Genomic DNA, 13,937 nt, shown 5'->3' on the forward strand with positions numbered 1-13,937 from the left:
GGAAACGCCCGGTCACATTCCGAACCCGGAAGCTAAGCCCTCCAGCGCCGATGGTACTGCACCCGGGAGGGTGTGGGAGAGTAGGACACCGCCGGACATCTTCTCGATTTAGGGCCACCCCCATTGGGGGTGGCCCTAAACGCATTTGTGACCCGACCACGTCGACGTGAACCGGGGCAGCGCGTCGGGCCGCCGGCCGTTAGCGTCACGCGAGTGACGGCGCCCACCGACCGCCCCGGGCCACCAGCACACGACCGGACGATGCCGGACCCAGTGCCGGTATCCGAGGAGACGGCGCACTCGGGAAGAACGAGGTCGGGGCTGTGGCGTAATCGGGACTTCACCGTGTTCTGGGCGGCGCAGACCGTGTCGGTGCTCGGCGACGGGTTCGCGTCGGTGGCCGTACCGCTGCTGGTGCTCCAGGTCACCGGGTCGGTGGCGCTGATGGGCCTGCTCACTGCGGTCGCGGGGGTGGCGTCGGTGGTCACGGCCGTGTTCGCCGGGGTGCTGGCCGACCGGGTGGACCGACGTCGTCTGCTGATCTGTGGTGACCTCGCACGGGCGGTGCTGTTCACGGCCGTACCGGTGGCGTGGCTCTGGGGACCGCAGCTCTGGCTGCTCTATCTCGTGCTGCCGGCGAGTGCCGCCGTGGGGATGGTGTTCCGGGTCGCGTACGTGGCGGCGGTGCCGGGGCTCGTCGACGTCGGGCGGATCACCGAGGCCAACGGCAAGCTGTCGGCGAGCTATGCGGTCGCCGGGATCGGGGGACCGCTGCTCGCCGGCCTGGTGGCGGCGCGCTTCGGGTACACCACCGCCGTGGCGGTGAACGCCGCGAGCTTCGCCGTGTCGGCGCTCGGGCTGACCGCCGTACGGCTGCGGCAGGCGCGCCGGGAACGGACCGCGACGACCCTGACGGCGCTGCGGGGCGAGCTGCTGGACGGTGCCCGGTTCCTCTGGCGGCATCCGGTGCTGCGGAGCCTGACGCTGCTGCTGTCGGCGTTCCTGTTCCTCACCTACGGGCTCGACGACGTGCTGATCTATCACGTCGGGCACGACCTGGGCGGGTCGGAGCGTACCGTCGGCGCGGTGTTGGGGCTTGCCGCGCTCGGCACGGTCCTCGGCTCGCTGGTGGTGGCGCCGCTACGCCGACGGATCGGGTTCGGGCCCACCTGGTCGGGCAGCATGGTGGTCGCGGGCGTGGCCGTCGCGGCGGTCGGGTCGGCGGGTACGGTGCCGGCGGTGGCGGCCCTGGCGGCGGTGTACCTCGGCGGGGTGGCGATCGGTGCGATCTGCTCGTTGTCGCTGCGACAGGAGGTGACGCCGAATCATCTGCTCGGCCGGGTCACCTCGGTGTTCTGGGCGACCCACTACGCGCTCGGCCCGATCGGCGCGGCGGTGGTGACGTGGGGCGCGCAGGGGTACGGCGTACCTCTGGTGTGTCTGCTCGCCGGTGCTGGATGCGTCCTGGTCGGGCTCGCGGCGCTCGCCACGCCGGTGGCGCGGGCCGGCGGGCGGTGACCCGACGGCGGGCGTCAGTGCCGGGTCTGCACGGCCTCGCGGATCTGTCGCAGCAGCCCGGCGGACTCGTCGATCGAGCGGGACGGGAACATGGCGAGCACCACGCTGCCGTGGTCGGCCCAGCCGCAGACCGCGAAGTCACCGCCCTCGCCGCTGGTGCTGCCGCACTTCATCACCCCGGCGAGTCGGCCGGGGGAGACGGTGCGTAGGCCGTCGATCGCGCCGGTCTCGTCGCCCATCAGCGTGAACAGGCTCTCCAGGTCCCGTTCCGGTTGCCACAGCAGCGTGGTGCCGCCGAAGAGGAGCACCGAGCGGGCGCTGTCGGCCGGATCCTGGTAGACCGCGCCGAAGCTGCTGTCCAGCCGGATGTCGGCGGCGAGGCCGCTACGCAGGTAGTCGGCGGTGCTGACGGCGCGGTCGCTGGTGTCCTGGCGCAAGCCGGCGACCTCAGCCGGAGTGCTGATCCGGGCGTCCTTCTGCTGCATGATCCGCCAGCCCCAGGAGCCCAGGGTCCCGACGCCCGCGAACACGAGGACCGCGATCAGGGCCACCGCGATCCGCCAGCGCCGGGACCGGACGGCACGCCGTTCGGGGCCGGCCGCCGCCGCGGGTTGGTCCAGCTCGATGGGCTCGGCGGTCAGGTCGACCAGCGGGGTGCCGTCGTCGAGGTGGTGGAGGCTGCGGCGCGCGTCGGACATAGCCGACACCGTACGCGAACCACAGGTGGCGCACGTCGGGTCCGCCGAAGCGCTCCGTAGACTTCCAGGGTGACCGAGAACCTGGATGCCCGACGCCTCGATGCCCCGACCCTAGCCGGCCAGTACCAGCCCGGCGAGGTAGAGCAGCGACGGTACGAGCAGTGGGTAGCCGACGGTCGCTTCCGGGCGTCGGCGGAGAGCGAGCGGCAGCCCTTCACCATCGTCATCCCGCCGCCGAACGTGACCGGCTCGCTGCACATGGGCCACGCGCTGGACCACACCGTGCAGGACGCCCTGGTGCGGCGTAAGCGGATGCAGGGTTTCGAGGCGCTCTGGCTGCCCGGCATGGACCACGCCGGCATCGCCACCCAGAACGTGGTCGAGCGGCAGCTCGCCGCGCAGGGCCTGTCCCGCCATGACCTGGGCCGGGAGAAGTTCGTCGAGCGGGTGTGGCAGTGGAAGGCGGAGTCCGGCGGGGCCATCCTCGGCCAGATGCGCCGCCTCGGTGACTCGGTGGACTGGGACCGCGAGCGCTTCACCATGGACGAGGGACTGTCCCGCGCCGTGCAGACCATGTTCAAGAAGCTGTACGACGACGGCCTGATCTATCGGGCGAACCGGATCATCAACTGGTGCCCGCGCTGCCTGACGGCGCTCTCCGACATCGAGGTGGAGCACTCCGACGACGACGGCGAGCTGGTCTCGATCCGGTACAGCGACGACGTGGTGGTGGCCACCACCCGGGCCGAGACGATGCTCGGTGACACGGCGGTGGCGGTGCACCCGGACGACGAGCGGTACCGGCACCTGATCGGCACCGAGGTCGAGCTGCCGTTGACCGGGCGGCGGATCCCGATCGTGGGGGACGCCCACGTCGACCCGTCCTTCGGCACCGGCATGGTGAAGGTGACCCCGGCGCACGACCCGAACGACTTCGAGATCGGGCAGCGGCACGACCTGCCCGCGCTGACGGTGATGGACGAGCGGGGTGTGATCACCGCGCCCGGCCCGTTCCAGGGGCTGGACCGGTTCGAGGCCCGCCCGGCGATCGTCGCGGCGCTGCGCGAGCAGGGCCGCATCGTCGCCGAGAAGCGGCCGTACGTGCACGCCGTGGGGCACTGCTCCCGGTGCCGCACCACGGTGGAGCCCCGGCTGTCGTTGCAGTGGTTCGTGAACACCTCGCCGCTGGCGAAGGCGGCCGGTGACGCGGTGCGTGACGGGCGGGTCCGGATCGAGCCGGCGGAGCTGGCCAAGCGCTACTTCGCCTGGGTCGACAACATGCACGACTGGTGCATCTCCCGCCAGCTCTGGTGGGGTCACCGGATCCCGGTCTGGTACGGCCCGGACGGCGAGGTGGTCTGCGTCGGACCCGATGAAGAACCGCCGAGCAGCTCCGGTGACGGTCAGGGGTGGCACCAGGACGAGGACGTGCTGGACACCTGGTTCTCCAGCGGCCTGTGGCCGTTCTCCACGCTCGGCTGGCCGGAGCAGACCCCGGACCTGGCCAAGTTCTATCCGACCAGCGTGCTGGTGACCGGCTACGACATCCTCTTCTTCTGGGTCGCCCGGATGATGATGTTCGGCCTGTACGCGATGGACGGCAAGCAGCCGTTCGACGTGATCGCCCTGCACGGCATGGTCCGTGACGAGCACGGCAAGAAGATGTCCAAGTCGTTCGGGAACGTGGTCGACCCGCTGGACTGGATCGACCGGTACGGCGCCGACGCGACCCGCTTCACGCTGGCCCGGGGCGCCAACCCGGGCGGGGACGTGCCGGTCAGCGAGGAGTGGTGCCAGGGCTCGCGGAACTTCTGCAACAAGCTCTGGAACGCCACCCGGTTCGCCTTGATCAACGGAGCGCACGCCAGCGGGCCGATGCCGGCCGCCGACAAGCTGTCGACCGTCGACCGGTGGATCCTGTCCCGGTTGGCGCACGTCACCGCCGAGGTCGACGAGCAGTTCGAGGCGTACGAGTTCGCCAAGGTCTGTGACCTGCTCTACCACTTCGCCTGGGACGACGTCTGCGACTGGTACGTCGAGCTGAGCAAGCCGGTGCTCGCCGGCGGCGGTGAGGCGGCCGAGGTGACCCGCCGGGTCCTCGGTCACGTGCTGGACCACCTCCTGCGGCTGCTGCACCCGGTGATCCCGTTCGTCACCGACGAGCTGTGGACCGCGCTGACCGGCGGCGAGACGCTGCTCACCGCGGCCTGGCCGGCGGCCGACCGGGCGCTCGTCGACGACGCCGCCGAGGCGGAGGTCGCCACCCTGCAACGGGTGGTCACCGAGGTCCGTCGGTTCCGTTCGGACCAGGGCCTGCGCCCGACCCAGCGGGTCGCCGCCCGGCTCGACGGGCTGGCCGGCGCCGGTGTGGCGGCGCACGAGCCGCTGATCCGGTCCCTGGCCCGGCTGGATGCGGCCGGCGACGACTTCCAGGCCAGCGCCACGCTGGCCATGCCGGGGGAGGTCAGCGTCGCGCTGGACACCCGGGGCTCGATCGACGTGGCCGCCGAACGCGCGCGGCTGACCAAGGACCGCGCGGCGGCGGAGAAGGAGGCCGGGCAGGCCCGGGCGAAGCTGGACAATCCGGCGTTCGTCGGCAAGGCCCCCGAGCCGGTCGTCGCCAAGATCCGTCAACGACTGGCCGTCGCCGAGGCCGACCTGGCCCGGATCGACGCCGCACTGGAGGCGTTGCCCTCGTGAGCGACGACCGTACCGAGAACACCGAGCGCGGCCGGGTCCGTGGCGACCGGGCCGCCCACGCCGCCTTCGCTCAGGCGGAGGCGGAGCTGGCCGGGCGCGGCTTCACCCGGATGGTCTTCGAGCTGGACCGCATCTCGTCCCTGCTCGACCTGCTGGGCAGCCCGCAGCGGGCGTACCCGTCGATCCACCTGACCGGCACCAACGGCAAGACCTCCACGGCCCGGATGATCGACTCGCTGCTGCGGGCGTTCGGGTTGCACACCGGCCGGTACACCAGCCCGCACCTGGAGAGCGTCCGGGAGCGGATCAGCCTGGACGGCGAGCCGGTGGACGAGGCCCGGTTCGCCTCGGTCTACCAGGAGATCAAGCCGCTGGCCGAGCTGGTGGACGACCGGTCGGCGGAGCCGCTGACCTACTTCGACATGACCACCGCGTTGGCGTTCGCCACGTTCGCCGACGCGCCCGTGGACATCGCCGTGGTCGAGGTGGGGCTCGGCGGTGCCGAGGACGCCACGAACGTGATCCAGGCCGGGGTGTGCGTCCTCACCCCGATCGGGTTGGACCACACCGAGTGGCTCGGCGACACGCTCCAGGACATCGCGGTCGCCAAGTCCGGCATCATCCACCCGGGAGCCACGGTGATCTGCGCGGCGCAGGAGGAGGAGGCCGCCCGGCCGATCCTGCAACGCTGCGCCGAGGTGGGCGCGACCGTCGCCCGCGAGGGCTCCGAGTTCGGCGTGCTGCGTCGGGCGGTCGCCGTCGGCGGGCAGGTGCTGACCCTGCAAGGTCTGGGCGGGGTGTACGAGGAGGTGTTCGTCCCGTTGCACGGCGCGCACCAGGCACAGAACGCGGCGTTGGCGCTGGCCGCCGTCGAGGCGTTCCTCGGCGCCGGCGCGCGGCGGCAACTGGACCTGGAGGCGGTCCGGGAGGGCTTCGCCACGGCCAGTTCGCCGGGCCGCCTGGAACGGGTGCGGACCGCCCCGACGATCCTGCTGGACGGCGCGCACAACCCGCAGGGGATGGCGGCCACGGTCACCGCGTTGCAGGAGGAGTTCGCATTCAGCAAGCTCGTTGCGGTGGTGGGCACGCTCGCCGACAAGGACGCGGCCAGCCTGCTGGAACTGCTGGAACCGGTGGTCGACCAGGTGGTCGTGACCAGCAACAGCTCGCCCCGGGCGCTGCCGGCCAAGGAGTTGGCCGCGCTCGCCGCCGAGGTGTTCGGGCCGGACCGGGTCGAGGTCGCCGAGGAGATGCCGGACGCGATCGAGACGGCGGTGGCGTTGGCCGAGGAGGACGTACCGGGTGAACTGGCCGGGGTCGGGGTGCTGGTCACCGGCTCGGTGGTGACTGTGGCCGACGCCCGCCGACTGCTGAAGCGATGAGCGGGCCCGTAGGCCCGGCCCGCCCGGACGAGACCCCCGAGACCATCACCGGTGGCGGTGCCGGATCGGGGCAGCCCGAGGGCGTTCCCGGGACGGACGGTGACGGCCCGCCGGGGCAGCGCCGGTCCGGGCTGCGTGATCCGCAGCGGGCGGTACGCGGACTCGGCGCGGGCACCCTCGCGTTGGAGGCGCTGGTGCTGCTGCTGGCGATCCAGCCGATCCGGGTGGTCGGCGGTGACCTCGGCGGTCCGGCGCTCGCGGCGGTGGTGACGCTGGCCGTGCTGGCGGCGCTGCTGGCCGGGCTGATGCGTCGGCCCTGGGCGTGGCAGGCCGGCACCGTGTTGCAGGGTTTGCTGCTGCTGTCCGGGCTGCTGCACTGGGCGCTGTTCGCGCTGGGCGTCATCTTCGCACTGGTGTGGGCGTACGCGTTGCACGTCCGCCGGGTGATCCTGGGCTGACCGGCGTCCGTGCCGGCCGGCGGGTCACGCCTCGGCGCGTTCCCGCCACTGGGTCAGCGCGATGCCGTGCCCGTCCGGGTCGCGGAACGCCGCCGCCCACACCTCCAGCTTGGTGCCCCGGTTGACCACCCGGGGCGCGTAGGTGAAGCGGACGCCCGAGTCACGCATCCGCTCGTAGGCCGACTGGATGTCGTCGACGTCCAGGTTGACGTGCACCAGCCGCCGGTTCATCGGCTGGGCGCCGGTCACCTCGCGCAGCACCAGCCGGGTGGCCCCGGAGGCGAGGACCGCGTTGCCGTTGCCCCGGTCGACCTCGCGGAAGCCGAGCCGGTCCCGATAGAACTCCAACGATCGGGGCAGCTCGGTGACGAGCAGCGTGATGCCCACGCCGCTGATCGGGGCGGCCGGGTCGGCGGCGTCCGGGTCGAAACCGAAGATCGCCTCGTCCAGCTCCCGGTCGTCGACCGGCAGATCGTCGGGCCCGGTGGTGTCCCCGGCGTCGGCCGCCGTGCCTTCGTCGGTCGGCGTACTCGGCGTCGCTGCCGTGCCCGAGGTGGACGCAGTGCTCGGGGTCGTCGCCGCCGCGTGGATCGGCTCGTCGGCGCGTGGTGCCGGCCGGGTGCGCTCGCCGGTCGCCGGGTACGGGTCGTCGAGTGGCAGGTCCAGCGGGTCGAGGGGGCCCGTCGGGGCGGCCGGTCGCCCGACGGTTGGCGCGGTGTCGGGGCGGTCGTCGAGCGGCAGGTCGGCGAAGAGGTCGGTCTCCTCCGGGGCGGTGGCGGTCGCGGCGAACCGCTCCTCGGCCGGGGTGCGCGGCGCGGGCGTGGCGCGCCGGGGCAGCGGGCTGTCGCTGCTCTGCTCGACCACGGTGCCCTCCAGCACCACCGGTCCGCCGGGGCGCTGGCGGACCCGGATCGGGTCCCGGGGCTCGACCGGCTCGATCGGGTCGTCGCGGAGCGGAGCGCCGAGCGGGTCACCCAGCGGGTCGTGGAAGTCGTCCTCCGGCGGCCGGTCGGCCCACGGCGGGGCCTGCTGCCCGATCAACACCTCGTCCGGCGGGACCTGCCCGACGAACTCGTCGGCGAACTCGGGCGGCAGGTCGGCGGTGCCGGCCTCGGCGTGGGTGGGCACCTCGTCCCAGAGCACCCGCACGTGTCGCGGGTCGTCCAGCGCCACCCGGATCGGGAGCGTCTGGCCCAGCGACGGCCACTTGGCGACCGGCACCCGAGGCTCGATGATCTTCTTTGACCGGGGCGGTAGCCCGGGCGCGTCGATCACGAGCTGGAGTTCGCAGCGGCCGAAGGCGTACTGGGTGGGTGGCTCGGAGGCGCTGTGCACGTGCCCGGCGCCGACGACCCAGGTGCGCCCGCCGCCGCGTACGGTGGCCAGCGCGATCGCCAGCACCAGCAGGGCGACACCGAGCGCCACGATGGCCCAGCTCGTCATGCCCAGCCCGAACAGCACGACGAAGGCGGCCACGGTGCCGAGCACCGCCGCGATCAGTTTGCGTACCGGTGCGATGGGTCGGTTCCCGCCGTTCGCCACAGTGGACCTCCCGGGTGGTCAGGGCCAGGCTAGGCCGGATCGGGGGCCGGGGGAAGGTCCGACCACCGCGCCGGGGCCGGGACCGGGTCGCTAGGCTGACCGTACCGAGCCCGACCGGCTTCCGCCCTGAGGAGGAACCCAGCGTGTCCAGCAGCAGCCCGGACGAGCGCACGCTCGTACTGATCAAGCCCGACGCGGTCCGCCGCGGCCTGGTCGGCGAGATCGTCTCCCGCTTCGAGCGTAAGGGGCTGCGGATCGACGCGATGGCGTCCCGGACGATGGACGGCGCGCTGGCCGACGAGCACTACGCCGAGCACGTGGACAAGGCGTTCTACCCGCCGCTGAAGACGTTCATGACTAGCGGTCCGTTGGTCGCGCTGGTGCTCTCCGGCGACCAGGTGATCGACGTGGTGCGGGGCCTGATCGGCGCCACCGACGGACGCAAGGCCGCCGCCGGCACCATCCGGGGTGACCTCGCGCTGTCCAACCGGGAGAACCTGGTGCACGCCTCCGACTCACCGGACAGCGCCAAGCGCGAGCTGGCGCTCTGGTTCCCCGAGCTGGGCTGACGACAGCCTCCCCGAGCTGGGCCGACGACAGCGGCGAGCCGGCCCGTCGCCGGGCCGGCTCACCTCGTCCAGGGCAGCTTGTCCGGGTTGGCCACCAGGAAGATGTCGGTGATCCGACCGTCGGCCGTGCCGAGCGTGATCGCGTACCGGGCGCCGCCGGCGGTGACCACCACGGCGGCCGGCTGACCGTTGAGGTCGGTGCGGTGCACGGTGAGCGGCCAGCCCTTCTCCCGGACGCCGAGCAGGAACCGGACCACCCGGTCCGCCCCGGTGATCGGGTTGCGGGCGGCGCTCACCCGACCGCCGCCGTCGCTCCACGCGGTCGCGTCGGCGGCCACCAGCTCGGTCAGCCGCCGCAGGTCGCCCTCACCGGCGGCGGCGACGAACGCCTCCAGCAGTCGCTCCTGCTCCGCCCGGTCGGCGGTGAACCGGCGCTGCTCGCGCCCGATCCGGGTGGCGGCCCGGTGGTGCAACTGCCGGCAGTCCTCGGCGGAACGGTCGAGCAGCTCGGCGATCTCGGCGTACGGCAGCTCGAACGCGGTGTGCAGGACATAGACGGCGCGCTCCGGCGGAGTGAGCCGCTCCAGCAGGTGCAGTAGCGCGGTGGAGAGCGAGTCGCGCAGCTCGGCGCGCTCCAACGGACCGAACGGCGACGGTGTCGTCGGTACCGGCTCCGGCAGCCACTGCCCGACGTACGCCTCCCGGTTGGCCTGCCGGGCCCGCAGCCGGTCCATGGACAGGTGGGTCACCACCCGGGACAGGTAGCGACGTGGCTCGGCGACCCGGCTCCGGTCGACGCGGGCCCAGCGCAGGTAGGTCTCCTGGAGCACGTCCTCGGCGTCGTACCGGCTGCCCAGCAACCGGTACGCCAGGCCGAGCAGCATCGGCCGATGCGCGTCGAGCGCACCGGCCGCCTCCGCCGCCTCGGCCGGGTTCAGTCGTCCGACGGGAGATCGTTGCGGAAGGTCACCGCGATCCGGTTCCACACGTTGATTGTGGCAATCGCCAGGACCAGATCGGCGAGTGCCTTCTCCGGCCAGACCTTCGCCGCGTCCTCCCACACGTCGTCGGGCACCCCGTGCTCGCCGAGCCGGGTGACCGCGTCGGTCAGCGCCAGCGCGGTGCGTTCCCGCTCGTCGAAGAAGGGCGCCTCCCGCCAGGCGGCCACCGCGAACAGCCGCCGGCTCGACTCACCCGCGCCCAGCGCCTCCTGGCTGTGCATGTCGACGCAGAACGCGCAGCCGTTCAGGATCGACGCGCGCAGCTTCACCAGCTCCAGCACGGTGTGGTCCACGTTCGCCCGGACGTACTTCTCCAGCCCCATCACGGCGCCGAACGCCTCCGGCGCCACCTTGGCCACGTTCATCCGCTGCATGACAACCCTCCCGGTATCTCGCTCCGACACCGCCACGACGGGCGGGGCGTGCCGGGGCGTGACAGGTCGACGCTGTGACGCCCGTCATGCGCTCGGTGACGCTCGGCGGGGCGGGGTTATCGGGAGGAGGGTGACGGGCGGCGTGGGTATCATGGGTGGGTATGGCGATGATCCGGCTATCACCGGTGAGCCTCCGGAAGAACGGCCGGGTCGCCCCGGCTCAGTAGAACCGGACGGGTCCGGCCCGTCACAGCCGGCCAACGAGCGGGTGGTCGCACTCCGACCACCAAGCGGGGTGGTACCGCGGGCCCGGCCCGGGGCGTCGGTGACGGCGTACCGGTGACGGCTCGTCCTCGCAGACCCACACGACAGTGAGCGTCAGCGAGGAGAGCGACCCCCGATGGCCTATCCGTTGCACGACCCGACCGCCACCGGCGTCCCGGCCAGCCCGGACCTGCCCGCGGTCGAGCGCCGGGTGCTGGAGCACTGGACGGCCGACAAGACCTTCGAGGCCAGCGTCGAGCAGCGTCCCGCCTCCGGCCGGCAGTCGTCCGCCGCCGGCGGCGGCTCCGCCGACAACGAGTACGTCTTCTACGACGGCCCGCCGTTCGCCAACGGTCTGCCGCACTACGGCCACCTCTTCACCGGGTACGTCAAGGACGTGGTGCCGCGCTACCAGACCATGCGCGGCCGGCGGGTGGAGCGGCGTTTCGGCTGGGACTGCCACGGCCTGCCCGCCGAGGTGGTGGCCGAGAAGCAGCTCGGCATCACCAGCAAGGCGGAGATCCTCGACCTGGGCGTGGCCCGGTTCAACGAGGCGTGCCGCACCTCGGTGCTGGAGTTCACCCAGGACTGGGAGCGGTACGTCACCCGGCAGGCCCGCTGGGTCGACTTCGCCAACGACTACAAGACCCTCGACCTGGACTACATGGAAAGCGTCATGTGGGCCTTCAAGACCCTGCACGACAAGGGTCTGATCTATGAGGGCTTCCGGGTGCTGGCGTACTGCTGGCGGTGTGAGACGCCGCTGTCGAACACCGAGACCCGGATGGACGACGTCTACCGGGACCGGCACGACCCCACGTTGACCGTGTGGTTCGCGTTGACCGCCGACGAGTCCGCGCCGGAACTGCTCCGGGGGCCGGTCCGGCTGGGCGTCTGGACCACCACGCCGTGGACGCTGCCGTCGAACCTGGCGCTGGCCGTCGGACCGGACATCGAGTACGCGGTGCTGGAACGCGACGGCGAGCGGTACGTCGTCGGCGCCGGGCGTCTCGGCGCGTACGCCAAGGAGCTGGAGGGATACCAGCAGGTCGGCACGGTACGCGGCGCCGACCTGGTCGGGCGGCGGTACACCCCGCTGTTCGACTTCCTCACCGAGCAGGCCGGACCGCAGGCGTACCAGGTGCTCGGCGCGGAGTTCGTGACCACCGAGGACGGCACCGGGATCGTGCACCTCGCCCCGGCCTTCGGCGAGGACGACCAGAACGTCTGCAACGCGGCCGGCATCCCGACCATCGTCACGGTGGACGACCACACCCGGTTCACCGGGCTGGTCCCGCCCTACGAGGGCGAGCAGGTCTTCGACGTCAACAAGCCGGTGATCCGGGAGCTCAAGGAACGGGGGGTGGTGCTGCGGCAGGACACCTACACCCACTCGTACCCGCACTGCTGGCGCTGCGACACCCCGCTGGTCTACAAGGCGGTGTCGTCGTGGTTCGTCGCGGTGACGACGTTCAAGGACCGCATGGTCGAGCTGAACCAGCAGATCAACTGGACGCCCGGACACATCAAGGACGGCTCGTTCGGCAAGTGGCTGGCCAATGCGCGGGACTGGTCCATCAGCCGCAACCGGTTCTGGGGCTCGCCCATCCCGGTGTGGCGCTCGGACGACCCGAACCACCCCCGGGTCGACGTGTACGGGTCGCTGGAGGAGATCGAGCGGGACTTCGGCGTACGCCTGACCGACCTGCACCGGCCGGCGGTGGACGAGCTGGTCCGCCCCAACCCGGACGACCCGACGGGCCGGTCCATGATGCGCCGCGTGCCGGAGGTGCTGGACTGCTGGTTCGAGTCCGGCTCGATGCCGTTCGCCCAGGTGCACTACCCGTTCGAGAACCGGGACTGGTTCGAGAACCACTACCCGGGTGACTTCATCGTCGAGTACATCGGGCAGACCCGGGGCTGGTTCTACACCATGCACGTGCTGGCCACCGCGCTGTTCGACCGGCCGGCGTTCCGCAACTGCCTCAGCCACGGCATCCTGCTCGGCTCGGATGGGCGCAAGATGTCCAAGAGCCTGCGCAACTACCCGGACGTCTACCACGTCTTCGACTCGTACGGGTCGGACGCGATGCGCTGGATGCTGATGTCGTCGCCGGTGCTGCGGGGCGGGGACATGCCGGTCACCGAGTCGAGCGTGCGGGACGCCGTGCGGCAGGTGCTGCTGCCGCTCTGGAACGTCTGGTACTTCTTCTCGCTGTACGCCAACGCGGACGGCTACCAGGCGCGGCGCAAGACCGACGCGGTGGCGACCGACGCCGGCAGCCTGCTCGACCGGTACGTGCTGGCCAAGACCAACGAGCTGGTCGACACGGTCGGCGTGCAGATGGACGCGTACGACATCTCGGGCGCCTGCGCCACCGTCCGGTCCTACCTGGACGCGCTGACCAACTGGTACGTGCGTCGTTCGCGGGACCGGTTCTGGGCGGGTGACACCGAGGCGTTCGACACGCTCTGGACGGTGCTGGAGACGCTGTGCCGGGTGGTGGCGCCGCTGGCGCCGCTGACCGCCGAGGAGATCTGGCGCGGGCTGACCGGCGAGCGGTCGGTGCACCTGACCGACTTCCCGCGCGCCGAGGACTTCCCGGTCGACCACGAGCTGGTGGCCGCGATGGACGCCACCCGGGCGGTCGCCTCGGCGGCACTGTCGCTGCGCAAGGCCAAGGGCCTGCGGGTCCGGCTGCCGCTGGCGCGGCTGACCGTGGCCAGCCCGGCGGCCGAGCAGCTACGACCCTTCGCCGACCTGGTCGCCGACGAGGTCAACGTGAAGGAGGTCGTCTTCACCGACGAGGTGTCGGCGTACTGCCAGCAGGTGCTCACCGTGGTGCCCCGGGCGCTCGGGCCCCGGGTCGGCAAGCAGGTGCAGCAGGTGATCAAGGCGGTCAAGGCGGGGGAGTGGGAGTTGGTCGACGGCGCCCCGGTCGCCGCCGGGGTCACCCTGGCCGAAGGCGAGTACGAGCTGCGGCTGGTCGCGGCCGACGCCGCGCACTCCGCCCCGCTGCCCGGCGGTGAGGGGGTGGTGGTGCTGGACACCGTGGTCACCCCCGAGCTGGCCGCCGAGGGGCTGGCCCGGGACGTCGTACGGGTGGTCCAGCAGGCCCGCCGCGACGCCGACCTGGACGTCTCGGACCGGATCGTGGTGTCGGTGTCGGCCTCGGCGGAGGTGCGCGCGGCGGTGTCCGGGTACGCCGAGTTCGTGGCCCGCGAGGTGCTGGCGGACAGCGTCGACTTCGCCGACGATCTGGACGGCTTCGCCGGTGAGGTCGGCGAGGGCGAGCAGGTGACTGTCGCGGTGCGTCGCGTGTGAGCTGATGGTTGCGTGAGCTGATGTAAGGAAGGGTCCCCTGCTAACGCCTCGTGCATAGCAGGGGACCCTTCCTAACATCCGGCACTCCAGCCTGCGGACCGGCACC

Annotated in this window: 10 protein-coding genes and 1 rRNA gene; 7 read left to right on the forward strand and 4 right to left on the reverse strand. The window is 72.1% G+C overall.

The features are described 5' to 3' along the window. Both rrf and ACWDVW_RS31830 read left to right on the forward strand, forming a co-directional pair. A 5S ribosomal RNA gene (gene rrf, locus ACWDVW_RS31825) occupies positions 1 to 97 on the forward strand; the annotation flags it as partial. A gap of 164 nt (positions 98 to 261) precedes the next feature. Then, positions 262 to 1,518 carry an MFS transporter gene (locus tag ACWDVW_RS31830; protein ID WP_449956467.1) on the forward strand — a complete coding sequence of 419 codons (1,257 nt, stop codon included), beginning with the start codon at positions 262 to 264 and terminating at the stop codon, positions 1,516 to 1,518. 14 nt (positions 1,519 to 1,532) lie between these two features. Here the strand turns inward: ACWDVW_RS31830 and ACWDVW_RS31835 are convergent, their stop codons facing one another. After that, complete coding sequence (locus tag ACWDVW_RS31835; protein ID WP_449956470.1) at positions 1,533 to 2,216, reverse strand: hypothetical protein; 684 nt, start codon at positions 2,214 to 2,216, stop codon at positions 1,533 to 1,535. Positions 2,217 to 2,285: 69 nt separating this feature from the next. Here ACWDVW_RS31835 and ACWDVW_RS31840 point away from each other — a divergent pair, with 69 nt between their 5' ends. From ACWDVW_RS31840 to ACWDVW_RS31850, 3 genes are all read left to right on the forward strand, one after another. Beyond that, positions 2,286 to 4,916, forward strand: coding sequence for a valine--tRNA ligase (locus tag ACWDVW_RS31840; RefSeq protein ID WP_396751049.1), 2,631 nt, complete (start codon positions 2,286 to 2,288; stop codon positions 4,914 to 4,916). Positions 4,917 to 5,026: 110 nt separating this feature from the next. Beyond that, positions 5,027 to 6,298, forward strand: a complete 1,272-nt coding sequence (locus tag ACWDVW_RS31845) for a bifunctional folylpolyglutamate synthase/dihydrofolate synthase (RefSeq protein ID WP_449956483.1) — start codon at positions 5,027 to 5,029, stop codon at positions 6,296 to 6,298. After that, complete coding sequence (locus tag ACWDVW_RS31850; RefSeq protein WP_449956473.1) at positions 6,295 to 6,756, forward strand: DUF4233 domain-containing protein; 462 nt, start codon at positions 6,295 to 6,297, stop codon at positions 6,754 to 6,756. The genes ACWDVW_RS31845 and ACWDVW_RS31850 overlap by 4 nt, the downstream gene beginning before the upstream one ends. Positions 6,757 to 6,780: 24 nt before the next feature. Here ACWDVW_RS31850 and ACWDVW_RS31855 read toward each other — a convergent pair whose 3' ends face one another. Then, on the reverse strand, positions 6,781 to 8,298 hold the full coding sequence (locus ACWDVW_RS31855; protein WP_449956475.1) for a VOC family protein: 1,518 nt from the start codon (positions 8,296 to 8,298) through the stop codon (positions 6,781 to 6,783). Positions 8,299 to 8,441: 143 nt separating this feature from the next. Between ACWDVW_RS31855 and ndk the strand changes: the two genes are divergently transcribed. Beyond that, on the forward strand, positions 8,442 to 8,867 hold the full coding sequence (ndk, locus tag ACWDVW_RS31860) for a nucleoside-diphosphate kinase (RefSeq protein WP_396751053.1): 426 nt from the start codon (positions 8,442 to 8,444) through the stop codon (positions 8,865 to 8,867). Between the two features lie 59 nt (positions 8,868 to 8,926). On the opposite strand, the gene sigJ is transcribed toward ndk, so the two are convergent. Further along, positions 8,927 to 9,853 carry an RNA polymerase sigma factor SigJ gene (sigJ, locus tag ACWDVW_RS31865; RefSeq protein ID WP_396751055.1) on the reverse strand — a complete coding sequence of 309 codons (927 nt, stop codon included), beginning with the start codon at positions 9,851 to 9,853 and terminating at the stop codon, positions 8,927 to 8,929. After that, a complete protein-coding gene (locus ACWDVW_RS31870; RefSeq protein ID WP_396751057.1) occupies positions 9,802 to 10,242 on the reverse strand; it encodes a carboxymuconolactone decarboxylase family protein in 441 nt (146 codons plus the stop codon). Before ACWDVW_RS31870 ends, sigJ begins: the two co-directional genes overlap by 52 nt. A 400-nt stretch (positions 10,243 to 10,642) precedes the next feature. Here ACWDVW_RS31870 and ileS point away from each other — a divergent pair, with 400 nt between their 5' ends. Then, positions 10,643 to 13,831 carry an isoleucine--tRNA ligase gene (gene ileS / locus ACWDVW_RS31875; RefSeq protein ID WP_449956480.1) on the forward strand — a complete coding sequence of 1,063 codons (3,189 nt, stop codon included), beginning with the start codon at positions 10,643 to 10,645 and terminating at the stop codon, positions 13,829 to 13,831. The last annotated feature ends 106 nt before the right edge of the window (positions 13,832 to 13,937 follow it).

Source organism: Micromonospora sp. NPDC003241 (genome assembly GCF_053589795.1).